The sequence below is a fragment of the Nocardia sp. NPDC050793 genome, from assembly GCF_040654065.1.
Lineage (GTDB): Bacteria > Actinomycetota > Actinomycetes > Mycobacteriales > Mycobacteriaceae > Nocardia.
On sequence record NZ_JBFAHG010000005.1, the window covers coordinates 246,330 to 268,658 of the forward strand.

Annotated in this window: 23 protein-coding genes and 1 tRNA gene; 12 read left to right on the forward strand and 12 right to left on the reverse strand. The window is 68.7% G+C overall.

Annotated features, from left to right (window positions below):
* Nucleotides 1–27 precede the first annotated feature (27 nt).
* Complete coding sequence (gene pabB / locus AB0H50_RS19175; protein WP_357454075.1) at nucleotides 28–2,352, forward strand: aminodeoxychorismate synthase component I; 2,325 nt, start codon at nucleotides 28–30, stop codon at nucleotides 2,350–2,352.
* A 6-nt stretch (nucleotides 2,353–2,358) separates the two neighbouring features.
* Here the strand turns inward: pabB and AB0H50_RS19180 are convergent, their stop codons facing one another.
* Nucleotides 2,359–2,853 (reverse strand): hypothetical protein, encoded by a 495-nt coding sequence (locus AB0H50_RS19180; protein ID WP_357454078.1) that lies wholly within the window; start codon nucleotides 2,851–2,853, stop codon nucleotides 2,359–2,361.
* Between the two features lie 133 nt (nucleotides 2,854–2,986).
* Here AB0H50_RS19180 and AB0H50_RS19185 point away from each other — a divergent pair, with 133 nt between their 5' ends.
* The gene (locus tag AB0H50_RS19185; RefSeq protein WP_357454081.1) at nucleotides 2,987–4,897 is read left to right on the forward strand and encodes a TerD family protein; all 1,911 of its coding nucleotides are present in this window, start codon (nucleotides 2,987–2,989) and stop codon (nucleotides 4,895–4,897) included.
* Nucleotides 4,898–5,024: 127 nt separating this feature from the next.
* Entirely contained in the window at nucleotides 5,025–5,462 is a 438-nt protein-coding gene (locus AB0H50_RS19190) for a group II truncated hemoglobin (protein ID WP_357454084.1), read from the forward strand.
* 73 nt (nucleotides 5,463–5,535) lie between these two features.
* Here the strand turns inward: AB0H50_RS19190 and AB0H50_RS19195 are convergent, their stop codons facing one another.
* The gene (locus tag AB0H50_RS19195; protein ID WP_357454087.1) at nucleotides 5,536–5,829 is read right to left on the reverse strand and encodes a hypothetical protein; all 294 of its coding nucleotides are present in this window, start codon (nucleotides 5,827–5,829) and stop codon (nucleotides 5,536–5,538) included.
* A gap of 208 nt (nucleotides 5,830–6,037) precedes the next feature.
* On the opposite strand from AB0H50_RS19195, the gene AB0H50_RS19200 reads away from it, so the two are divergent.
* Nucleotides 6,038–6,313, forward strand: coding sequence for a hypothetical protein (locus tag AB0H50_RS19200; RefSeq protein ID WP_357454090.1), 276 nt, complete (start codon nucleotides 6,038–6,040; stop codon nucleotides 6,311–6,313).
* Between the two features lie 57 nt (nucleotides 6,314–6,370).
* Here AB0H50_RS19200 and AB0H50_RS19205 read toward each other — a convergent pair whose 3' ends face one another.
* On the reverse strand, nucleotides 6,371–7,789 hold the full coding sequence (locus AB0H50_RS19205; RefSeq protein ID WP_357454093.1) for a VWA domain-containing protein: 1,419 nt from the start codon (nucleotides 7,787–7,789) through the stop codon (nucleotides 6,371–6,373).
* Between the two features lie 197 nt (nucleotides 7,790–7,986).
* Nucleotides 7,987–8,460, reverse strand: coding sequence for an SRPBCC family protein (locus AB0H50_RS19210; protein ID WP_357454095.1), 474 nt, complete (start codon nucleotides 8,458–8,460; stop codon nucleotides 7,987–7,989).
* Nucleotides 8,461–8,629: 169 nt separating this feature from the next.
* Here AB0H50_RS19210 and AB0H50_RS19215 point away from each other — a divergent pair, with 169 nt between their 5' ends.
* The gene (locus tag AB0H50_RS19215) at nucleotides 8,630–8,827 is read left to right on the forward strand and encodes a KGG domain-containing protein (RefSeq protein ID WP_357454098.1); all 198 of its coding nucleotides are present in this window, start codon (nucleotides 8,630–8,632) and stop codon (nucleotides 8,825–8,827) included.
* 49 nt (nucleotides 8,828–8,876) lie between these two features.
* Here the strand turns inward: AB0H50_RS19215 and AB0H50_RS19220 are convergent, their stop codons facing one another.
* The 3 genes from AB0H50_RS19220 to AB0H50_RS19230 all read right to left on the reverse strand — a co-directional run bounded on the left by AB0H50_RS19220 (nucleotide 8,877) and on the right by AB0H50_RS19230 (nucleotide 13,226).
* Nucleotides 8,877–9,542, reverse strand: a complete 666-nt coding sequence (locus tag AB0H50_RS19220) for a trypsin-like serine protease (protein WP_357454101.1) — start codon at nucleotides 9,540–9,542, stop codon at nucleotides 8,877–8,879.
* Between the two features lie 114 nt (nucleotides 9,543–9,656).
* Nucleotides 9,657–11,273, reverse strand: coding sequence for an ABC transporter substrate-binding protein (locus tag AB0H50_RS19225; protein ID WP_357454104.1), 1,617 nt, complete (start codon nucleotides 11,271–11,273; stop codon nucleotides 9,657–9,659).
* A gap of 24 nt (nucleotides 11,274–11,297) precedes the next feature.
* Nucleotides 11,298–13,226: a hypothetical protein gene (locus AB0H50_RS19230; protein WP_357454107.1), complete on the reverse strand. Its 1,929-nt coding sequence runs from the start codon at nucleotides 13,224–13,226 to the stop codon at nucleotides 11,298–11,300.
* A 355-nt stretch (nucleotides 13,227–13,581) separates the two neighbouring features.
* Between AB0H50_RS19230 and AB0H50_RS19235 the strand changes: the two genes are divergently transcribed.
* Complete coding sequence (locus AB0H50_RS19235) at nucleotides 13,582–14,514, forward strand: alpha/beta hydrolase (protein WP_357454109.1); 933 nt, start codon at nucleotides 13,582–13,584, stop codon at nucleotides 14,512–14,514.
* On the opposite strand, the gene AB0H50_RS19240 is transcribed toward AB0H50_RS19235, so the two are convergent.
* Together AB0H50_RS19240 and mraY are read right to left on the reverse strand one after the other, a co-directional pair.
* Nucleotides 14,492–15,088, reverse strand: a complete 597-nt coding sequence (locus tag AB0H50_RS19240) for a TetR/AcrR family transcriptional regulator (RefSeq protein ID WP_357454112.1) — start codon at nucleotides 15,086–15,088, stop codon at nucleotides 14,492–14,494. The two genes, AB0H50_RS19235 and AB0H50_RS19240, sit on opposite strands and share 23 nt — an antisense overlap.
* 146 nt (nucleotides 15,089–15,234) lie before the next feature.
* Nucleotides 15,235–16,311 (reverse strand): phospho-N-acetylmuramoyl-pentapeptide-transferase, encoded by a 1,077-nt coding sequence (gene mraY, locus AB0H50_RS19245; protein WP_357454115.1) that lies wholly within the window; start codon nucleotides 16,309–16,311, stop codon nucleotides 15,235–15,237.
* 238 nt (nucleotides 16,312–16,549) lie between these two features.
* Between mraY and AB0H50_RS19250 the strand changes: the two genes are divergently transcribed.
* The gene (locus AB0H50_RS19250) at nucleotides 16,550–16,828 is read left to right on the forward strand and encodes a hypothetical protein (RefSeq protein WP_357454118.1); all 279 of its coding nucleotides are present in this window, start codon (nucleotides 16,550–16,552) and stop codon (nucleotides 16,826–16,828) included.
* Nucleotides 16,829–16,968: 140 nt separating this feature from the next.
* On the opposite strand, the gene AB0H50_RS19255 is transcribed toward AB0H50_RS19250, so the two are convergent.
* Nucleotides 16,969–17,553: a helix-turn-helix domain-containing protein gene (locus AB0H50_RS19255; protein ID WP_357454121.1), complete on the reverse strand. Its 585-nt coding sequence runs from the start codon at nucleotides 17,551–17,553 to the stop codon at nucleotides 16,969–16,971.
* Between the two features lie 79 nt (nucleotides 17,554–17,632).
* Between AB0H50_RS19255 and AB0H50_RS19260 the strand changes: the two genes are divergently transcribed.
* From AB0H50_RS19260 to AB0H50_RS19280, 5 genes are all read left to right on the forward strand, one after another.
* Nucleotides 17,633–18,058, forward strand: coding sequence for a tautomerase family protein (locus tag AB0H50_RS19260; RefSeq protein ID WP_357454124.1), 426 nt, complete (start codon nucleotides 17,633–17,635; stop codon nucleotides 18,056–18,058).
* Nucleotides 18,058–19,185 (forward strand): alcohol dehydrogenase catalytic domain-containing protein, encoded by a 1,128-nt coding sequence (locus tag AB0H50_RS19265; RefSeq protein WP_357454127.1) that lies wholly within the window; start codon nucleotides 18,058–18,060, stop codon nucleotides 19,183–19,185. The genes AB0H50_RS19260 and AB0H50_RS19265 overlap by 1 nt, the downstream gene beginning before the upstream one ends.
* A gap of 180 nt (nucleotides 19,186–19,365) precedes the next feature.
* Entirely contained in the window at nucleotides 19,366–20,043 is a 678-nt protein-coding gene (locus tag AB0H50_RS19270) for a class I SAM-dependent methyltransferase (protein WP_357454130.1), read from the forward strand.
* Between the two features lie 209 nt (nucleotides 20,044–20,252).
* Nucleotides 20,253–20,326 (forward strand) — tRNA-Ile (locus AB0H50_RS19275).
* A gap of 305 nt (nucleotides 20,327–20,631) precedes the next feature.
* Nucleotides 20,632–21,063 carry a nitroreductase/quinone reductase family protein gene (locus tag AB0H50_RS19280; RefSeq protein ID WP_357454133.1) on the forward strand — a complete coding sequence of 144 codons (432 nt, stop codon included), beginning with the start codon at nucleotides 20,632–20,634 and terminating at the stop codon, nucleotides 21,061–21,063.
* Between the two features lie 4 nt (nucleotides 21,064–21,067).
* On the opposite strand, the gene AB0H50_RS19285 is transcribed toward AB0H50_RS19280, so the two are convergent.
* Together AB0H50_RS19285 and AB0H50_RS19290 are read right to left on the reverse strand one after the other, a co-directional pair.
* Entirely contained in the window at nucleotides 21,068–21,220 is a 153-nt protein-coding gene (locus tag AB0H50_RS19285; RefSeq protein WP_357454136.1) for a hypothetical protein, read from the reverse strand.
* Nucleotides 21,221–21,272: 52 nt separating this feature from the next.
* On the reverse strand, nucleotides 21,273–22,268 hold the full coding sequence (locus AB0H50_RS19290) for a zinc-binding dehydrogenase (protein WP_357454138.1): 996 nt from the start codon (nucleotides 22,266–22,268) through the stop codon (nucleotides 21,273–21,275).
* Between the last annotated feature and the right edge of the window lie 61 nt (nucleotides 22,269–22,329).

Sequence of the window (22,329 nt, forward strand, 5' to 3'; positions counted from 1 at the left end):
CGGGCCAGGCGTAGGGTTTGGCACACCATGCACACGCTGTTGATCGACAACTACGACTCGTTCACCTACAACCTGTATCAGCTGATCAGCGAGGTGAACGGCGTCGAGCCGACGGTCGTGCGCAACGACGAGGTCGACGACCCGGCCCGGCTGGATCTGCATCGCTTCGCCAATGTCGTCGTCTCCCCCGGCCCCGGCCGTCCCGACATCGCGCGTGACGTCGGCATCTCCGCCGCCGTCATCGCCACCACCGAGCTCCCGTTGCTCGGGGTGTGCCTCGGCCACCAGGGCATCGTCGTGGCGGCGGGCGGTCTCGTCGCGCCCGCCCCGATCGCGCGACACGGTTACCTCGACCAGGTCCGCCACGACAACAGCGAGCTGTTCACCGGTCTCCCGCAGAACTTCACCGCCGTCCGGTACCACTCGCTGTGCGCGATCCGGCCGTTGCCCGGCGACCTGGAGATCACCGCGAGCACCCGGGACGGCGTGATCATGGGCGTGCGCCACCGGATCAGACCCCAGTGGGGCGTGCAGTTCCATCCCGAGTCCATCGCCAGCGAGCACGGCGCCACGCTGCTGCGCAATTTCGCCGAACTCACCGCGGCGCACCACGAACGCTCGAGCACCGGCACTCGACGCAGACCCGTCGGCGTGACGGCCGGCCGAACGGTGACCGTCGAACTCCAGCGACCAGCCGAAGCGGCGAACATCACCACGGCTCGACAACTCCCGGCGGTGTCCCTTTCGGCCGCGGCGACCCGCCACCGACCGGCCCGCGCGGCCGATGCTCCCGAACCCGCCTGGCCGGCCGACAGCTCCGGCTTCGCCACCGAGCGCACGGTGATCGACCTCGGCCCCGGCGCGGTCAAGACGCCGCCCCGAATGTCGCCGGAGTCCGACATCGAAAGTCCTTATCGCAGCGGCGAACCCGAGCGGCCCTGGCAGCTGCGCCACGAGATCATCGATCGGGCCGTCGACACCGAGGCCGCGTTCCTGCGCCTCTATCGTGATTCGCCGACCGCGTTCTGGCTGGACAGCGAGCACGTCGAACCCGGCCTCGACCGCTTCTCCTTCCTCGGCGACGCGAGCGGGCCGCTGGCCGAGGTGGTCCGGTATCGCGTCGGCGACGGTTCCGTTGTCGTGGAGACCGCCGACGGCGAGCGCCGCACCGTCGCGGGCGACGTGCTCGACTACCTCGCCGCCGAATTGCGCTGGCGCACCGTCGAAATCCCCGATCTGCCGTTCGACTTCGCGTGCGGGTACGTCGGCTATCTCGGCTACGAGGTGAAGGCCGACTGCGGTGCGAACGCGGCGCACCGCGCCCCGACACCCGACGCGCAGTGGATCTTCGCGGACCGGCTGGTCGTGGTCGACCACGTCGCCGGACGTACTCATCTGCTGGCCCTCACCGATCCCGCAGGCGACACCGCGCGGGCGGCGGCGGACTGGCTGCGCGATACCGCCGAGGCGCTCGCCGCCCTGCCGACCTGGTCCAATCCGCCTACGCTCGAGGTCGATTCGGATATCGCGGCGGTCGAAGGGCTGCTCACCCGTGGCCGCGCGCGGTATCTCGCCGACATCGACGTCTGCCTGGACCGGCTGCACGCGGGCGAGTCCTACGAGATCTGCCTGACCGACAATCTCACCGTCGCCGCCGACACCACCGGCCTCGATTTCTACCGCACCCTGCGCCGCTGCAACCCGGCGCCGTACGCGGCGTTCCTGCGCTTCGACGACCTGGAGATCGCCTGTTCGTCGCCGGAACGCTTCCTCAAGGTCGACCGGGCGCGCACCGTGGAGAGCAAGCCGATCAAGGGCACCGCGCCGCGGGGTGGGAACCCGGCCGAGGACGAGCGCCTGCGCCGCGAACTCGCCGACAGCCCCAAGACCAGGGCAGAGAACCTGATGATCGTCGACCTGTTGCGCAACGATCTCGGACGCGTCTGCCAGATCGGCAGCGTGCACGTGCCGAAACTGATGGCCACCGAGACGTACACGACGCTGCACCAACTGGTTTCGACGGTGCGCGGGACACTGCGCCCCGACGTCGACGTCATCGACTGCGTGCGCGCCTGCTTCCCCGGCGGCTCCATGACCGGCGCGCCGAAGCTGCGCACCATGGAGATCATCGACGAACTGGAGACCGAGGCACGCGGCGTCTATTCCGGCACCATCGGGTTCCTCGGTCTCGGCGGCACCGCGGACCTGAACATCGTCATCCGCACCGCGGTGCGGCACGGCGGCGAGTGGCGCATCGGTGCGGGCGGCGCGATCGTCTTGGACTCCGACCCGGAGGAGGAGTACCGCGAGGTGCTGCTGAAGGCGGCGGCCACCTATCGCGCCGCCTGCTGAATCCGGTCAGCGCCGCCGTTTCGGCGGCTTGGGCGGCGGTTCCTCCTCGCCGGGCCGCCTGCCGCCCAGTCCCGTCACCTTGCCGAGCATCGAAATGCCGGGCAGCCTGGCGAGTTTGCCGAGCACGTCCTCGCCGAGGGCGATCATCGCCTCCAGTCGCGGCAGCAGCCGGTCGTAGGCCGCGAAGGCCGGGTCGGCCAGCGCCAGCGTCCGGTCCAGCCGGTCGATGGTCGAGTTGAGCCTGTCGATGGCCACCGAGAGGCTCTCGATCAGATCGGGCAGCTGCGCGGCCAGCTGGGCCGAGGCCGGTGGCAGCCGGACCGCGGCGTCGAAGGCGTGTTCCGCGGTCAGCTGCGCCGATTCCAGCGCCTGACCCGCCACCGACTGGGCCGCCTCCACCGCCGACTGCGCGGCCGCCAGAATCTCCGCGGGGCCGGGGACGCGCGGTCCCGCTGTCTTCGGGGTCTGCTTCTTGCGGCCCGACCCCCTCGGGGTAGTCATGGCACTACTGTGCCCGACCGGACGCCTGAACACCGGTAATTCCCCGACCGCCCGGTCTGTGTCGCCTCGGCGCGCCCGCGCGCGGACCCGACGAATTCGGCGTGTCGGAGGGGCGTGGCAATATTCGAGCACGATGAAACTGAGCAAGGGCGCGCACGCGCCGGTACCGACATCCCTTCTAGCCGTTGTCGTTTCATGGCGGTCGGAGCATGTCGTCGACGCGAACGCGCTGTTGCTGGACGACACCGGCACGGTGCGCACGGACCGGGATCTGGTGTTCTACAACGCGCCTCGGCACGTGTCGCAGGCGGTGACCCTGGACCAGGAGCCCGAGCCGGGGACCGCGCGGCTGAGCGTCTCGCTGCCCCGCACCGAGAGCGACGTGGACCGGATCGTGGTCAGCGGCTCGCTCGACCACGGAACATTCGGCGAGATAGCGGGTTTGACGGTGACCGTCTTCGCCGCCGACGGCCCGGTCGCCCGCTTCGACATCGAGGACGCCGACGCGGTGGCCGCCATGATGTTCGGCGAGTTCTACCGCCGGGAGGGGCGCTGGCGGTTCCGCGCCATCGGTCAGGGGTGGAGCAGCGGCCTGGCCGGGCTGGTCACCGAGTTCGGCGTCGCGGTGGACGATTCGCCGCGTCGGGCCCGCACACCGCGGCCCGCGGATCCGTTCTCGGACCGGCATCTCCCTTCGGGCGCCCCTTATCCGGCGCGGCCGGTCCAGGAGACCGTGCCGCACCGAGCCGAGCACGGCGATGCCGCGGGAACCTCCGCGCGCCACGCGGGCGCCGCGCAACCTGTCGACTCACAGGCGACATCGAGGCGAGCGCTGTCGCCAGGACACGAATCCGCCGGAGCGGCGGGCCCTGCGTCCTCCGCGCCCTCCCAACCCTCCGTCGCGGGCGGACCGCCGCGCATCCCGCAGCACGTCGACCTGACCCGGCGCACCAGCCAACCGGCTCCGCCACCGCCACCGCCGAATCCCGAACGCGCCGACTGGCATTCGGACCCCGAGGACCCGACGCGCCTGCGCTGGTGGGACGGAGCCGAATGGACCTCGGCGACCTTCCGCCGTATCCCATCCGGCCCACGTGCCTGCGCACGCTGTGGAAACGCACTGCGACGCAAACTGTTCGGCGGCGCAGCGCCCTGTCAGTTCTGCGAGGCCGAGATCGAGGAGTTCCTCACCCATTGGCACACCAGAGCCTGGCGGGTGCTGATCGCGTCGGGCCCGCAGGGCGAGCCGTGGGAGGCGCTGTGGGCGTCGCTGCGGTACCAGCGCATCGACGAGAACATCGGCCGCACGGCGCTGCGCGAGGTCGGCCTCAGCTATGTGGAGCGGCTGGTCACCTTCGCGTTCGCGGACGGTGCGATCCAGCAGGACGAATACGACACCTTCGAACGCGCCATCGGCGAGCTGCTGCTGACCGGCCCGCTCGTCGAGGATCTGCGCAGGCGGATGCACCGCGGGCGCACGCTGTGCAGGCTGCGCGAAGGCGATCTGCCGGTGGTCCGCACGCCCGGCCTGCACCTGGACTCGGAGGAGAAGGTGCATCTCGACCTGGTCGCCACGCACGTGCGCCAGCTGGCCCGCGGACCGAAGCTCACCGAGGGCAGGCTGATCGCCAGCAACAAGAAGCTCCGCTTCGTCGGCAGCGGCGCGGGCGTGGAGATGCCGTGGTCGCGGGTCGTCTCGGTGCACGTCGAGGCAGGTGTCGTGATGATCGCGGCGACCTCGGCGCGCGGCGGCGCGAGCTTCGAAGTCGCCGACCCCGATTACGTCGCGGCCGCGTTGGAAGGCGCGCTGCGGGTCGCGAAGCGCCTGGTGCTCACGCCGGGGCAGCGCGACACGCGCAGCATCTCGCAGGAGGTGAAAGCCGAAGTGTGGCAACGTGACGGCGGCAAGTGCGTCGAGTGCGGCAGCGGTCACTACCTCGAGTTCGACCACGTCATTCCGCTCAGCCGCGGCGGCGCGACCAGCGCGAGCAATTTGCAGATCCTCTGCCGCGCTTGCAATCGCGCCAAGGGCGCGCGTATCTGAAGGCGGGAGCGCGGACCCGCGGCAACGGAGGGCGGATTTCGGGTCCGCTCTGCGCGAAACCACACGCGAACTCCGGCGCGCGGGCCTCTAATGGTTGGCACAGCCGTACGAAGGGGAGAGGTCACCCATGACGAGCATGTACGAACACGCCGGAGGCGAGGAGGCGCTGCGCCGAGTGGAGTCCGCCTTCTACGACAAGGTGCTCGCCGATCCGGTGCTGAAATCGCTGTTCCCCGAGCGCCGCCCGACCCACGTCGACCACCTCACCTGGTTCACCTCGGAATCGTTCGGCGGCCCGGATCGATTCAGTCGCGAACTGGGGTTCGATTACCTCATCGAGGTGCACCGGCACCTGAAGATCACCGACGAACAGCGCGAGCGCTTCGCCGAGTTGTACCTGGCGTCGTTCGAGGAGGCGGGCCTGCTGGAGTCGGAGGCGTTCCGCGACGCGGTGCGCTCGCACGTGGAGTTCGGTGCGCAAGTGGCGCAGCAGAACTCACACGCGAGCACCGACGAGGAATTGCACCCGATCCGCGCGGTGCCGCTCTGGACCTGGGAGAGCTGAACCGGCCCATTGCGCTGAACGGCCAGTTGCCCAGAGAACGCACGCGAGCGCACTCCGGGGCAGCCGGTCTCCGTCAGCTGCCGACGACGGCGTTCATGATGGTGCCCGCGCTGGTCGCGACGACACCGCCGAGCATCGCGCCTGCCACCATCTTCGGCGACTGCAACGCCCCGCCGGACCATTTCTCCCAGGCGAATCGGCCGCCCGCGTAGATGATGCTCGTGACGCCGGACAGCATCGCGAACCAGGTCCCGTAGCGGACGAACTGCATCAGCTTGTCCGACAACGGCGGCGCCTCGGGAGTCGGGTTACCGATCTGCGCCAGGATGGAATACGTGTCCCCGACCGACATCAAGATCATGCTCATTGTTGGTTACCTCGGGATTCACCGGTTCGTGGCGACCGGGTCGACCACCACGTTCCCACCCATGATCCGGACGGACCCGGTCGCTCGCAAGACGCTGAGGGACAACGGCGTCCGCACGACGTCACGAGGTTTCTGCGTCACGCCGAAGAACCGGATACCATCCATTCAGCGATTCTTCTTGTCCCGAACCCGGAATGAGCAGCACACGATGATCCTGGCCATCGCACACGACACCCTGGCGCAGATCGGCAATCCGACGCCCGAGGCGCCGCCGGTGTCCGACAAGATCCTCCAGCTCGTCCGCTACCTGACCTGGTTCGTTCTGCTGTCGGGTGTCTGCGGCATCATCTACGCGGGCGGCCGGTTCGCCTGGGAGAAGTGGTCCGGCGGCGGCCTCGAGTCGCCGAAGATGGTGGCAGGCGCGATGATCGGCGGCGTGGTCGCCACCAGCGCGGGCACCATCATGAACGCCGTCATCGGCTGAGCTTCATCAGCGGGTGAATTCGTCATCGGCTGAACTCGAGAGGCGCAGCGGCGCGGGTCAGCTCGCCACGCCCGCGGCCCGCGCGGCGCGCAACCACTGCGGGAACTCGCCTAGCAACCTGGCGTAGAGCTGCGCGTCGTCGACGCGGTCGATGTCATCGAGCGCGAAGAACCCGGCGTTGTCGATTAGCCTGCCGTCCATCTCGTCGATGCTGCGCAGCAGTCCGTAGTTGGCCTGACCGAGCCCGACGAACTGCCAGAACGCGGGCAGCCGAGAGGCTTCCCGCATCAGGGCGGTGATCTCCTGCTTCTTTGCGAAGCCGCCGTCGGTGAAGAACAGCACCAGCGTCGGACGGCCGCCGGGCCGCAGCGTATCGATGACCGCGCGCATGATCGGCAACTCGTCGTTGCGGCCGCCGAGCCCGCTGTAGTCGATGCCCGCGTGCGTGCCGCTGAGATGCAGGTAGGTCTCCGACCAGCGATCGCCCTCGGCCACCGCGATATCGGGCAGCCTGGTGTACGACAGCGCGTACAGGTAGGCCTCGAGCGTTCCGTCGTCGTCGAGCTGGGTGGCGATCGGAATCATCCGCTCCACCACGCGGTGCACCACCTTCTTCCGGTACTGCTTGACCATGCTGCCGGTCTTGTCGATGACCAGCACCACCCGCGCCCGAACGCCAAGCGCGTCCTCGTCGATCAGCACCTTGGCCACCTCGCGCTTGCGCAGATCCAGCACGGTGCGCTTCTCGAAGGAGAGCATCGCCTCGCCGGGCACGGTGCGCACGTCCGGCTCGCGCGTCCGGTTCGCCTGAGCCGGGACGGTTTCGGGATGCTGCGCGGCCGCGGGGATCGGGACGAACTCGGACGCCGACGACGGCAGCGCTCCGGCCTGGGGGTGCGGTGCCTGCCGTGCGGCCGGGTCGGCCGCAGCCTCGCGGGACGGTGTCGCGGGCGACAACCGCGACGCGGGGTCGGCGGGTTCGTCGTCCACGACGACACCGTGATCGGTCACGAGCGCCGCGAACCCGCCCGCGTACCCTTGCCCGACCGCGCGCACCTTCCACTGCGCACCGCGCCGGTACAGCTCGAGCGCGATGACCACCGATTCGGTTCCGAGCCCCTCGATGACGTACTCGTACAGCACGTTTCCCCGGTCGTCCGCGACGGTGGCGATCGGCGGCGCGAAGCGTCCGAAGGTGTCGGCGGAATCGTCCAAGGTGAGCACCGCGCGCACCTGCGCGATCTCATCCGGCAGCGCCCCGGGGGATATCGCCAGCGCGGCGGGCACGCCCGAGGTCAGCTCGACGCCGGGCGCGACAGGCTGGTTGAAGAACACGAAGTCCGCGTCGGAGCGCACCGCGCCGGATTCGGTGACCAGCAGCGCCGACAGGTCGACCGCCGCCTCGGTACGCACCGACACCACGACCCGCGCCGCCGCCACGGGCCCGTTCTGCCCCTTGACCAAGGATGTAACCACCGAAACTCCTGTGCTCGCGACCGGCTCAGCCTACGACAGGCAGCGCGGCGTCCGGATGGTTCTCACGGCGGCGGTTGAGTCGGCGCTCGCGTCGGTCTCAGCGCTCGGATCGTCTCCGGGCACGGTCGTCCTCGACGCCAGCGTCGTACTCAACGCCCGGATTGTCGAGCGCTCGGTTGTCTCAGTGCTCGGTTGTCTCAGTGCTCCGGTGTTCTGTCGAGAGACTCCCGGTATGCGGCCAGCACCTGCTCGCGCAGGCTGTTCTCGGTGTGCCGGATGGCCGGACCGACGAACGCCTGGATGATCTTGTCCAGTGCCCGTCCGGCCAACCCGCCCGGCACCCGGTAGTCGACCACAACGCCGATCTTGGTGCTCCGCTCGCCGACGGCCTCGAAGCTCCACCGGACGGTGCCCTCGATGCCTTTGATCGCGTGCAGCGAAAGTTTCGCGCCGTCTTCCCATTCGATGATCTCGGCGCGCAGCTTCAGCGTCGTCGGGCCAAGATGCACCGCCGTGTCGAACACCGCGCCGACACCGGAGGTCTGCGCGCCGACGGGCGTGAAATGCCGAACACCGAACATCCACTTCGGCACAGTGCGATAGTCGGCCACGTAGTCGAACGCGAAATCCACCGGCGCTTCGCCGATCCCCGAATGCTCGACACGACCCATGATTACTCCCCTTCCACGGTTCTCCGCCGATGTCGAGAGTAAGCGGAACCGACGACAAGCGCTCGACATCGGAACGCACACGTTTGCTCGCCACGGTCCCGGGTAGCGCCACGAGTGGTGGCGGGATCCGGCGCCATCGCAACCGCCGACCTTCCGAGGGAGGATGAGCATGGCAGGCAACCAACGAGGTTTCGCGGCAATGGATTCCGAGCAGCAGCGCAGGATCGCCAGTCAGGGCGGCAAGGCCGGCGGCGGCAGCTTCGACAACGACCCGAGGCGGGCCGCCGAAGCGGGTAAGAAGGGCGCCGCGGCCCAGCCGACCGAGGCCAAGCGGCTCGGCGGGCTGAACAGCCACCAGGGCCGCTAGCGAGCCGTGCCGGGAGAGCGGGACGGCCTGTCCCGTTCTCCTTTCCGAATCACTCGACGTACCAACGGAAGTGGTCGGACCCCTGTGCATGGGCATCGATGGTGTCGCGCAGATAGTTGGCCGACTCGACCAGCACTCCGCCGGATTCCAGGGTGCCGATCACGATGCCGAGAAAGGCCGCGCGGCCCTGCGGCGTCGGGAAGTAGACGATGCCGCCCGAATCTCCCTTGTCGGCCGCGAAATCCGCGACGAAGAAGGTATCGCCGGCCTCGCTGACCCGGCCGCAGGTCCAGTTGGTAGCCCAGCCGACGTGGCAGACCTCCTGTCCCACTTGGGCATCGGTGTAGGTGGACTCGATGCCGAAGTTGCCGAGCGAGGCCGAGACCCCTACCCCTGCGGCCAGCCGGATGAGCGCGAAACCGATCCCGCCGATGGTGGCGTCGTCGCCGTGGCTCTGCTCGTACCGGCCGATCAGCCTGCCGTTCTCGTCGTAGACGCGCCGCCCTTCTTGGAAACAGTGCGCGGCGGTCACCGCGTATTTCGCTTCGCCCATGTGCCCGGTCGCACCGACCGAGCAGATGCTCTCGCCGGTCGTGATCGTCATGCCGGGATAGGCGACTCCCTGTGCGTGCGCGGTCGCGGGGAACACCGCGCCGAGACCCGTCGCCAAGACCGTCGCCAGCAGGAGCTGCGTCAGTTTGTTGCGATAGATCATGTTCAGGCACTCCCCCTCACCCGTACGGACGACCTTTCGCCGTCCGCGCCGTACCGTATCACGCACCCCCGACGGATCCGCTCAGCTGTCGAATCGTCAGCGCCCCTTGCGAAATCACGCTCCGCGCACACACTCGGGCGTCGGCTCGCCGGGCTTCGCCTCGACGGTCGGCACGTACGACCGAGCGCCGGAAATGTCCACCGGACACAGCCGGACAACCGCCGGGACGGAATCGACGCGGTTACCGCTTTTGTCGAAGACAACGCGGTTACCGCTGTTGTCGAAGAAGATGGGGCCACCCGCGCCTGCCACGGCCAGCTCGGGCGAGGTGAACCCACCGATGGTGATGTTGACCTGACTGCGCTGCACCGTTGACGCGGCCGGGAGCGCGCGCACCGCCGTGACGACGGTGCTCAGCGCGTCGTAGGCGTTGACCGCCCAGCCGTCGCCGGTGTGCGCGAGATCGAATCCCGCTGCGGCATAGGCCTCTTCGAATGCGAACCACTGCGGGTTGTCTTGCTCGGGCCCGTCGGCGCCCGCCACGAGGGTGAACAGCAGACGTACCCGTCCGCCGGTGAAGCTCGGCGAGCTCAGCGCCTTGCTGCGCAGGTCTTCCAGCGCGGCATCGGATTCCACGGTGCGCAGCCGGTTTCCGTCGGAGGTACTCAGCACCGTGATCGAGGTGGCCGCGCACTGGCCGTTGGCATAGGCCTCGTCCAGGCTGTAGAGCAGGCGGCCGAGGTCGCGTCCGCGAGCCAGATAGGCGATCGTCACATCCTTGGCTGTCGCGCAGACCCGCCGGGCGGTCTGCGACACGGTGGTCGGCTCCTCGGCGTCGAATTTCACCTCCAGCAAATCGCCGCCGTACTGTCGATGCAGGAACGGCAGCGTCGTGCAGGTGTAGGGGTCCGATCCACCGGTGGGGACCATCACGAAATCCGGCCTGATCGGCGCCACCGCGCCGAGCGCGCGGACCTGCACCGCGACACGGAAGGCGACCCGGTAGAAGTAGTCCTTGCCGATGCCCTGCGGGTAGGTGATGTCCTTGTCGCACCGGGTGAAATCGGGATCGTCGCCCGCGGAGCCGGACTGGTCGAAGCCCTCGGCGGTGACCACGTCCGACACCATCGGAATCTTCTCGGCGGCAAGCAGATCGGCAACCTCCGCCGTGGTCTGGTCGCTCAAACCGATGCCAGCTACGGCGACCACGTCGCCGCGCTGCGCCAGCTTTCGCGCCACTGCCGTCGCCGCGCTGTCGCCGTAGTCGCCGAGATTGCCGACGACGAGCCGCATCGGATGCACGCATCCGGTGTCGTTGGCCCGCCGCTGGCCGACGGCCATCCCTTCCAGTTCGTGCACCGCGCGGCTGCCCGCCAGCTCGTCGGTCATGGTCAGCAACACACCCACGGTCACCGGTGTGCCGGGACATCCGTCGGGCGCGGTGCGGTTCTGCTCGTCGATCACCCGCATCACGTGTTCGAAGGCGGGCAGCCCGAAAGAGTAAGGCCCCTCGGACAATCCGACGCACTCGTCGCCCGCCGCCCACGCCGCCGTGCTCGGCCACCCGTCGTTGCAGGTGGCCAGGCGCCGCAGCGGGTCGCGGGCCGCGAACCCGCTGAGCGTGCCGACCACCAGAATCACCACCGCGCCCAGCCGCACCCAGTCCGTCCACGGGCGCGGCATCGACCTGCGTCGCTTCGGGAATATGCCTGCCCAGTAACGCGACTCCACAACGGGCTCCTCATCGAGGTCGGGTCAACGGGATCGGCGCGCACGATCGTGATAGTCGTTGGCGCGCAGAAGGATCGGAGTTCGGTCCGTGGCGTGGTCGGCGAGCCGGTCGAAGCTGTGCGCCGCCCGCGCGCACAGGATCTCCCTGCGCCGCACGGTCGTGATCCGCAGGTCCGACTCGATCGCGGGCACGACGGCGAGCAGCACCGCGATGTGCTCGGCGGGGCTGGTGGCGTGGTCGCTGCCGTCGATGAGCGCCGCATCCGGTCTGCGCGGATCCGAGATCTCCACGATCTCGTCGAACAGCGACAACCACTTGCTCGTGTCGGAGGCCGACAGCAGTTCGGCGAGTTCGTCCACGATGGCGCCGCCGCCGTGCAGCAACCGGGTGTAATGCAGCCTGCTCGCGCGATCGCCCGAGCCCACCGTGTCGAGCAGCATGCCGAACACACGGTCCCAGCCGGGCGGCGTGTCGAGTCTCCGCACGCCGAGCTCGCGCAGTCCCATGCGCCGCGCGAAGGCCGGCAGTACCCCGTCTTCGGTGGGTGCGCTCCACAGCGTCGGCGATCGGAACAGCGGTGAGCGGTCCCCGAATTCGGCAGGCAACAGGGTGAGCAGCCGAAGCGCATGGCCTTTGGTGCGCGCCGCGGACACCGTGACGAGCGCGTCGATGCTGCTTTCGTCGAGTTGCTTGCGCGGATGCAGATCCCTGGCGAAGAGCCCGAGCAGATGGCGTTGGACGCTGGTCGCCGGCCCTGCGTGGTTGTCCCGTAACAGCGATTCCAGGTCGTCGGCCCGATGACGCGCCTGCTTGATCCGGTTCAGCACGTAGCCGGTCGCGGCGGGGTGGCCCTCGGTGAGCCGATAGACCTGCGCGCCGATGCGATCCGCCTCGATCGTGGTGACGTCCTTGGCGAGGGTCTTCACCTCGAATTCGGAAAGATCGCTCAGCGGCAACCGCGCCCACGCGTCGCGGGCGGCGGGGTCGGCGCGTTGCCGCGGCGTCCATGCCGCGGCGGCCGGAACCTGTCCGTCGAGTTCCTCGGCCAGGACGCCGGAGCTCGTGGTGATCAGCGTCAGCGGATCCATCAGCGGTGATCCGGCGGCGGCCATCGCCTTGCGCGAGCGCAGCAGCGCGCTGGTGAACGCGACCGCGGCAGGGGCGTCGCCGTCATCGAGCAGCACGACGACGTTCGACGGGCGTCCCGCGACTCGCGCCCCGCTGTTGCGCAGGTCGGCGAGGAAGGCGCTGATCAGCAGGTCGTCCACGCCGCGCCGGATCTCCAAATCCTCGCTGGCCGCTTTGATGGCGAGTTCGATGAGCTCGGTCTCGGCGTCGGCCCGCAGCCCGAGATCCTGGTGTCCGTACCACGAGACCGCCGAACCCCAGGTGATCTTGGTGATCAGCCTGCCGCGGGTGAGCCTGCCGACCACGAGGTTCGACAGGTGCTGGCTCAGCGTCGGCGCGATCACCGCGGCGCCGGGCAGCTTGATGTTGGCGGCCTGCGCACCGACCAGCCCGACCAGATCGCCGATGAAGCCGACCAGCGCCGCGCGGTCCCGGTACCGATTCAGCACCGTGCGCAACCGCTCCCGATGCTCGGTCGCCGGAACATCCGTGAAGTTCTCGTTGATCGCGAGCTGCGCCACCAAGATGCGCGGAAACGCGATCGGAAAGCCGGGCAGATCCATGCTCAGGCCGAGCATGGCCGCGGCGAGTACCGGACGGGCCGGATTGTGTTGGTCGTAGGGACGTTCCAGCGGCCGGACCAACACGGTCGGCGTCCGTCGCTGCCACCGGTCCAGTACCTGTTCGAGCACGGTGGTGCGCCCCGCGCCGCCGTACCCTTCCAGCACCAGCACAGGGTTCCCGGCCGTCTCGGTATTCCCCCTCGGAACCCGCACCAGGGTGTCGATCAGTTCGAGCAGCTCGGCGCGCCCCACGATCACCAAGCCTCACCTCCCTCAGGCTTGCGCGCGACTCTAGCAGCGCGACGCCGATCCCGCTGTGAGACAACTCGATCCGTGACAACCCGCCACTCGCGACGACCAACGACGCCTACTCCCGGCCTCGCAGAGGTTTCCTACGCTTCGCACAGGCTGCAACCTCTGCGAGGCGTACGAACAGCCTGCGAGGTCAGCCGGCTACGGCGAGGTGGTCGGTGTAGCCGACGCCATGAATGTGAGCCGCAGGCTCCGTCGCCGCGCTTTCCGATTGATCGGCCCAGGTCACGGTGGTCGCGCGGGGCGCAGGAGGCGGGGACGAACGCGAGTTGTCCGCGAGTCCGCCGGGCCCGAGGCTGAAGGCATGGAATACCTGCGATACGCCGAGTTCCTGCCCGCTGAGTACCGGCGCGAACCGCTCGTCGAACCGGTCTCCACCTGGTGGCCGTGGCGGGGTCGGCGCGTGCACGTCGCCAGGGCGGCGCGCCCCGACGCGACGGTGCGGGTGCTGGTCGTCCACGGCGCGGGTGGGCATGCCGGACTTCTCTGGCCGTTCGCGGCGCTCGCCGCGGCCGAGGGCGTCGACGCGATGGCCATCGACCTGCCGCTCTACGGCGACACCACCGAACCAGCCCCGAGCTCGGTGCGCTACTCCGACTGGGTGCGGTTGCTCACCGAATTCGTCCGTGCCGAACGGGAATCCGATGAACGACCGCTGATCGTGTTCGGCGCGAGCATGGGCGGGATGCTCGCCTACGAGATCGCCGCGCGCACCGGGGCCGTCGCCCACGTAGTCACCACCTGCCTGCTCGATCCGGCCGATCCCGCGGCCCGGCGCGCGGCGGCGCGCTGGTCGTGGACCGGCGGCTTCGCTCCCCGGCTGCTCCGCTCGCTTCCGCCGCGGGCTCGGCGACTGCGGGTACCGATCCGGTGGTTGGCCGATATGCGGAACATGAGTCTCGATCCCGCGCTGTCCGCCCTGTGCGGCAGCGATCCCCGGGGCGGCGGGGTCCACGTCCCGTTGGGATTCCTCGCCGACTTCATGAATTACCGGCACACGCCGCCGGAGGAGTTCACCTCGACTCCGGTCACGCTGGTGCACCCGGCCGAAGACCGGTGGACTCCACCGGCGCTGAGCCTGCGGTTCCTGGCCCGGATCCCCGCGCCGACGAGAACCGTCCTGTTGGAAGGCTGCGGACATTTCCCGATCGAAGAACCCGGCCTTGGCCAGCTGGCCGCCGCACTGCGCGACGTGCTCGCAGGCACGGCGACCGTCACGCCGCCGGATCGGCGGTGATTCGAGAGACCAACTCCAGCAACGGCTCGGTGTCGAGCCGATGCGGGATCAGCACGCGGTGCACCTGGACGTCGACGGCGTGCACGACGGTGCGCGCCAGGTACACCGGATCGTCGCCGCCCCGGCCGCACCGCACGAGCTGACCGGCGATCTCCTCCACCAGCCGGTCCTCGAACGCCCGCAGCGCGGCCAACTCCCCCACCGACCGCGGCGCCACCCGATGCAGCAACGCGTGCAGCGTGGGCCGATCCCGATGCAGATCCACGACGACGTCCAGAATCGCCCGCATCGTCTGGTCGAAACCGGGCTCGGTTTCGCGCACCTCGGCGAACACCGCCTCCAGCCGCACCATCCCCTCGGCCACGTGTCGTTCCGCCAGCGAGTGCAACAGCGCGTGCTTGTTCGGAAAGTATTGGTAGAGCGACCCGATCGACACGCCGGCCCGCTCGGCGATCCGGTTCGTCGTCGTCGCCAAACCCTCGCGCCCGAACATCTGCGCGGCCGCCTCGAGCAGCGTGTCCACGGTCTCCCTGGACCGCCGCTGCCGCGGCGCCTTACGCGGTGAATCGGTCATGATTCCTTCACGCTAGCCCAAACGCGTACTCGACACCTGACCTCCGACCCCTCCGAGCCCGTTCGCACCCCACTCCGGCCTCGCAGAGGTTTCGTACGCCTCGCACAGGCTGCAACCTCTGTGAGGCGTACGAACAGCCTGCGAGGTCAGCCGACAACGGCGAGGTATTCGCCATAGAAGAGCATGAGGCCGAGGGCGGCGGCTATGCCGGCGAGCAGCCAGAAGCGGATGATCACCGCGGTTTCGGCCCAGTCGCTGAGTTCGAAATGGTGATGGAACGGCGCCATTTTGAAGAAGCGACGGCCCGTTGTGCGGAAGACGGCGATCTGCAACAGCACCGAGAGGATCTCGGCGCAGAACAGTGCGCCGACCACCGCCATCAGCACCTCGGTGCGGGTGGTGATCGAGAGCCCCGCGAGCAGGCCGCCCAACGCCAGCGAACCGGTGTCACCCATGAAGATCTTCGCCGGCGCGGCATTCCACCAGAGGAATCCGATGCACGCGCCAACGCCCGAGGCGCACACCATCGCCAGATCGAGCGGGTCGCGGACCTCGTAGCAGCCGACCGCGGGCCCGGTCGAGCACGCGTTGGTGTACTGCCAGAACGTGACGATCACGTAGGCGCCGAGCGCGAAGCTCATCGATCCGGCCGCCAGCCCGTCGAGGCCGTCGGTGATGTTCACGGCGTTGGACCAGGCCACCACGAGGAAACAGACCACGAGCAGAAAGGCGATCAGCCCCAACGACACCGCGGTGATATCCCGGACATAGGACACGTGCCGACTGGCAGGCGTCAGCCCGGTGCTGTCGGGGAAGCGCAATGCCAGCACGCCGAAGAGCACGGCGGCGGCGAGCTGGCCGACGTACTTGCCGGTGGCGGTCAGACCGAGATTGCGCTGTTTGCGCAGCTTGATGGAGTCGTCCAGGAAGCCGACGACGCCGAGCGCCGTCGCCAACCCGAGGACGAGCAGCGCGGAAGCCGACAGACCTTCCACGCCGTCGTCCCCGACCAGCAGGTGTGCGCCGAGGTACCCGGCCCATAGACCGGCGATGATGGCGATGCCGCCCATCGTCGGTGTGCCGCGCTTGGCCTGATGGCTCGCCGGTCCGTCGACCCGGATCTCCTGGCCGAAGTTCCTGGTGGCGAATGCCTGAATCAAGAAGGGCGTCACCATGATCGAGACCGCCAACGCGATCATCGCCGAGAACAAAATCTGTTTCATGGGCCCCCGTGCCGCCGCTGAGCTTCCGCCCATTCCGCCAAAACCCGTACGTTTCGGTCAGATGCTAGCCAAAGCGCGCCTCGCACGCGCGAATCGGGCAAGTCCGCTATCGATCGACCCACTGCGCACGACTCGATCTGCGCGGCTCCGCGTACCGGTCCGATGTCCAGCCGGACAACGCATTCCGTCATACTCTGAGATTGCAAGGGGCACACGGTGATACAGGGGAGGACGCGCGATGCGCAGTCTGGAAGACCGGTTCGGCGACGCCATCGATGAGCTCGAGCAGTTGGGCGAGCAGCCGTCTTTGGCAAGGATCGAGGAACTACTCCGCCAGGTCGACGATCTCGACTACGAGCTGCAGACCACCACGAGCCTGGGAGCTCGCCGCTACGAGCTGACCAAGCGCAGCAGGCACTCCCACGCTCTCCTCGCCGCAGCCCGACGCCGCGCCGAGAACGCCCTCGCCATCACCGACGAATGGGAGATCCAGGAAACCGTCGACCGGCGCTACTGACCGGCGGCGGTGTCGGCCATAGGACGCGAGAGCGCCGGCCTGTTCGAGATCGTGGCCGCCTCACTCGCGGCCGCGCGCCGGCCGACCGCGTTGCACCTCGACCACCGGTCCACTGAGTACATCGGACCCGGACCAATGGCTCAGTCCCCGGCGGAATCGGTGACGGCGCGGACGACCGATTCGAGGGCGTCCGCGGTCTTGTCGAGCGCGTCGATGCTGCGCTGAGCCCGGCACATCGCGACGGTTCCCTCGATCGCGGCGACGATCAGCGTGGCGGTCTGCTGCGCGGCGGCCTCGGTCGCGCCGTGCGCGCGGAGTGAATCGGTCAACAAGGCCGTCCACCGATCGAAGGCTTCGGCCGCCGCGCGGCGCGGTTCGTCGTCCTCGTCGGGCTGATCCTCCACCGAGACCGCGAGGACCGGGCATCCGGCCCGGAACTCGCTGTCCAGCACGACCTTTCGCCACATGTCCACGAATGCCCGCAGCCCGGCGATCGGCCCGGCGTGCAGTTCCTCGGCCAGTTTGCGCGCGGCAAGGGCGTCGGCGAAGCGGACCGCCTCGGCGGCCAGCTGCGCCTTGCCGCCGGGGAAGTAGTGATAGGTCGAGCCGAGCGGGGCGCCGGAGTGCTTGGCCAGCTCCCGCACGCTGGTCGCGTTCAGGCCACGCCGCCGCAGCATGTCGGCCGCACCCGCCACCATCCGATCCCGCGCCTCCGACTGCGCCATCACACACCTCTCTTGCCCATAACGACTGTCATAGCGTACCGTCCGCACTTATAACGGTCGTTATAACGGAGGTGTTGTCATGCCGATGATCCAGCTCACCCTGCCCAGCGGCATCCTGTCCGCCGAGGTCCGCAGCGGGTTGCAGAAGACCCTCGCGGCGACGCTGCTGCACTGGGAGGGCGCGCCCGACACGGCGTCCTTCCGCGCGCAGGCCTGGTGCCGGATCGACGAGACCCCCGAGGGCGCGTTCGTCAACGCGGAGGACGACTTGCCGCGCTTCCGGGTGGACGTCACCGTGCCGGAGGGCGCGCTGTCCGATCGCCGCAAACAGGGCCTGGTCGAGCAGGTGACCGCAGAGGTGCTTGCCGCCGCCGGTCTCGACCAGACCGCGGCGTTGCGGGTGTGGGTGCTCATCCACGAACAGCCCGAAGGCACCTGGGGCGCGGCGGGAAACATCGTGCGCTTCGCCGAACTGAAGGCCATGGCGCAGGGACAGCGCGGCTGATGCGGGAATTGCAATTCATCCGCGCAAACCACCTCGAGTGGCGGGAACGGCCCGACCCGGTGCTGCAAGGACCGCGGGACGCGATCGTTCGCCCATTCGTCGCGGGCCGCTGCGACGGGGACATCATGCCCATCCACCGGCATGTCTCACGGGCCATGCAGATCGGTATCCGCGTCGGCATGATCGACCCGGTGGTCGCGACCATCTGCGGACCGGTCCCGTTCCAGGGGCCGTTCGGCATCGGGCACGAATGCATCGCCGAGGTGCTCGAGGTCGGCCCGGAGGTCACCGGCCTCACCCGCGGCGATTTCGTCGTCGTGCCGTGGGCGGTCTCGTGCGGGGACTGCCTCGAATGCCTGCGCGGACTCACCGCCAAGTGCGCCACCACCCGCACCGGCACTCTCGCCGCGTTCGGATTCGGATCGGCCAGCGGACCCTGGGGCGGCATGGTCGCCGATCGCTTGCGCATCCCGTACGCCGACCACATGCTCGTGCGCCTGCCCGAACGTCTCGACCCGCTGCGCGTGGCCGCCGCCAGCGACAACCTCGCCGACGCCTGGCGCTGCGTCGTCCCGGCGCTGGCCACACGGCCGGGAGGCTCGGTGCTCATCCTCGGCGGCGCGGCACAGAGCATCGGGCTCTACGCCGCCGGGCTGGCCGCCGCGCACGGCGCCGAGGTCGTCGATTACGTCGACCACCGCCCAGAGCGTCTATCGATCGCCGAAAGGCTCGGCGCCCGAGCGCATCCGGTCAGCAAAGGCAAACTCCGCCGCAAGGATCTGCCCGCGCGCCGCTACGACGTCGTCGTGGAAGGCACCTCCACCGCCGCCGGCGTCGACCTCGCGCTGCGCGCACTGCAACCGGGCGGAATCTGCGCACCGGTCGGCTACTACCTGCCGCCCGGGACGAAGGTGCCGCTGATGCACATGTACGCCAATGACGCGACACTGAAAATCGGTGTCTCGCATGTACGTCCGGTTCTGCCGGACCTGCTCGACTTCGTCGCCAGCACCGGCTTCTCCGCCGAGGACGTCACCACCCTGCTCGCCGACTGGGAAGACGCACCCGAGGCGTATCGAGCGCACACCACCAAACTCGTGCTGCACCGGGCTCCGCTCGGCGCCTGACCTTCTCGGCTCTCCCGGCCCTCGATGACGCGCCCGCCGAGGGCGGGGACAGCACCAGTCCGCTCGTCTCCGTGCGCTATCAGGACAGGTCGCCGACCAAGTCCGCCGGACGCTCTCGACCGAGAGTCGAACCACTCCGCCTCTGCGGACCGGCCGGGACACGTGGCGATAATGGTGACCGTGACGAACGAGGCTGCGGCGAGCGGCGACGACGCTGACCTGGGTGATATCCAGCGTCAGCACTGGCAGTCGACCTATCTGGCCAACCCCGGTATGTACGGCGAGAAGCCCTCGACATCCGCGATACAGGCCGCGCAGATCTTCGGCGCGGCCGGCGCCCGCACGATTCTCGAGCTGGGGGCGGGCCACGGCCGGGACGCACTGCACTTCGCGCGGGCTGGGTTCACCGTGCACGCCACCGATTTCAGCGACGTCGGACTCCGCCAGCTGCGCGAACGCGCCGACAGCGAATCCGTCGAGGGGCTCACCACCGAGATCGTCGACGTCCGCGCGCCGCTGCCGCTCCCCGACGCATCGTTCGACGCGGTGTACGCCCACATGCTGCTGTGCATGGCACTGTCGAGCGAAGAGATCGTCACCCTGGTCCGTGAGATACACCGTGTGCTGCGCCCGGGCGGCACCCTCTTCTACACGGTGCGCCACACCGGCGACGCGCACTACGGCAGCGGTATCGACCACGGTGACGACATCTTCGAACAGGGCGGATTCGCGGTGCACTTCTTCGCACGCGCCTTCGTCGACGAACTCGCCGAGGGCTGGGAACTGCGGCGGATCGATGACTTCGAAGAAGGAGCCTTGCCGCGACGGCTGTGGAGCGTGGTTCAGACGCGGCGTTGAGCCTTCGATTCCGCCGCCGAGGACAGCTCGATCACCGACACGCCCGACCAGAATTGTCGAATCATCCGCACTAGCAGTCGTATTCAGTCGAGCCGACCGCACAGCGCCACCGAAGCCAGGACGGCCGGAGACCGTGCTCGGGGAGTCAACTGGTGCCCGCCCCGCCACTCCCGGTAGCATCCCTGAGGTCGCGGTTCCACCGCGAAAGCGGGGCGGTAGCTCAGTCGGTTAGAGCCGTGGACTCATAATCCATTGGTCGCGGGTTCGAGCCCCGCCCGCCCCACAAATTATCTTCTACCAGCGGAAACGTTCGAGATTGCCCCGGAGTCGGCGCCTCGCCTGCCGCGCATTCGGATGGTGCGGTCGATCGCCGGTGTTGCCGGATGCTGTTCCACGTCCGCGGTGTAGAGCGCCCGGTTGTCGCTGCCTCGACGGTGGCAATCCAGCTGCGGACGCTTCTGAGTGGCTGACCTCTTCTCACTTCCGGCGGACGGGCGCAGCGGCGGTCACGCGCGGGGTTTCGTACGGCGTTCGGCCGCCAGAGTCCACTAGGGTGGGCCGAAACCGAAACTTACTGGAGGGTCAGATATGGCCAGTGTGTTCGCGAATGTGCTGTGGGTTCATCAGTGGGTGTACGAGAACAGCGGTGGGCTGGTCGGCCACAAGCTGTTGTTCGGGAATCCGACCCTGTTGTTGCGGACGGTGGGGCGGAAGACGGGTCAGCAGCGAACGTCGGCGTTGACGTACGGGCGCGACGGCGAGGCGTACTTGGTGACCGCGTCGAACGGCGGCTCACCGCGCCCGCCCGGGTGGCTGGCGAATGTGAAGGCGACGCCCGAGTGTGAGATACAGGTCGGGCGTCGCCGAGTGAAAGTGGTTGCAAGAGCGACGTATCCGGATGATCCGGACTATGCACGACGGTGGGCGATCGTCGACAAGGTGAACAAGGGCCGCTACAGCGCCTATCAGCAGATGACCAAGCGGCCTATCGCGCTGGTGGTGTTGACGCAGGCGAGGTGACCGGTCAGTCGCCGCCCTCCCCCCACTGCCCCTTGTCCACCGGCACGCTGTCATCCCATCGGCTCTTCATTCTCGGTGGGCGGCTTGCGAATTGGACGACGGCGAAAACGAGAAAGAGGACAGCGGCGACAACACCGATAACGATCAGAGTTTGCACGGCAGGCACATTAGCGCTGTCTCAGACCGAGTGCACAGAATGCCTGGACATGTCACAAAATGAGCAGCGTTCGTCCGAGAGATTTCCTGAATTCGATTGCGGCATGGGCACTGTGGGCGTCTTCGAGCGGGAAGGTCTGACCGATCACGACCTCGACGTCACCGGCGAGAACGGTCGCTTGGATGCGGCGCGAGAGCGCGTTCCAGTCGATGTCGGCGCCGGTGAGGTCGAACAGGCCGAGGACGGCGACATCGCGGGCGGTCAGCGCGTCGCGATCCAACTCGGCGAATTCGCCTGCTGCGGCACCATATCCGAGGAATCGGCCGTGGTCGGCGATGGTTTCCGCGGCCGCCGTGCCGAGCTCGCCACCCGCGCCGTCGAGCACGATGTCCACCCCGGCTCCTCCGGTCGCGGCGCGCGCCTTGGCGGTCCAGTCCGGTTCGGAGTAGTCGACGACGGCGTGCGCGCCGAGCCGCTCTGCGAGCTCGAGCTTGGCGTGGCCGCGGGCCGCCGCGACGACGTATGCCCCTGCGGTGCGGGCCAATTGGATGAGAAGCGTGCCGAGCCCACCGCCCGCCGCGGTGATGAGGACTCGCTCCCCCGGCTGGATCGCGGCGCGATCGAACACGGCGAGTGCGGTCTTGCCGTCGTGAGTGAGCGCGACGGCCTGGGTCAGCGAAAGTCCTTCGGGCACTTCGATGAGAGTCTCGGCCTTGGCGAGCGCCTTCTCCGCGTAGCCGCCGATGGGCTGTCCGCCGCCGATTCCGCTCGCGGCGGTGCTGGTGGCGACGCGCTTGCCGAGCCACGCGGGGTCGACGTCCGCGCCGACCTCGACGACCACCCCGGAGATCGCTCCGCCAGGCACGTAAGGGGTTTCGATCTTGAAGTATTCGCTTCCCCAACCCGCGCGCAGCCGGGTGTCGAGGAACATCACGTCGGCCGCCGCGACCTGGACGACCACCTGCCCCGGACCTGGGGCGGGATCGGGTACTTCGCGGACCACGAGTACCTCCGGTCCACCGAATTCCATTGCCTGCACTGCTCGCATCACTGATCTCCTGACGACATCCGGTCGAACAGGACCCAGCATGAAACCTGAAGTTTGGTCG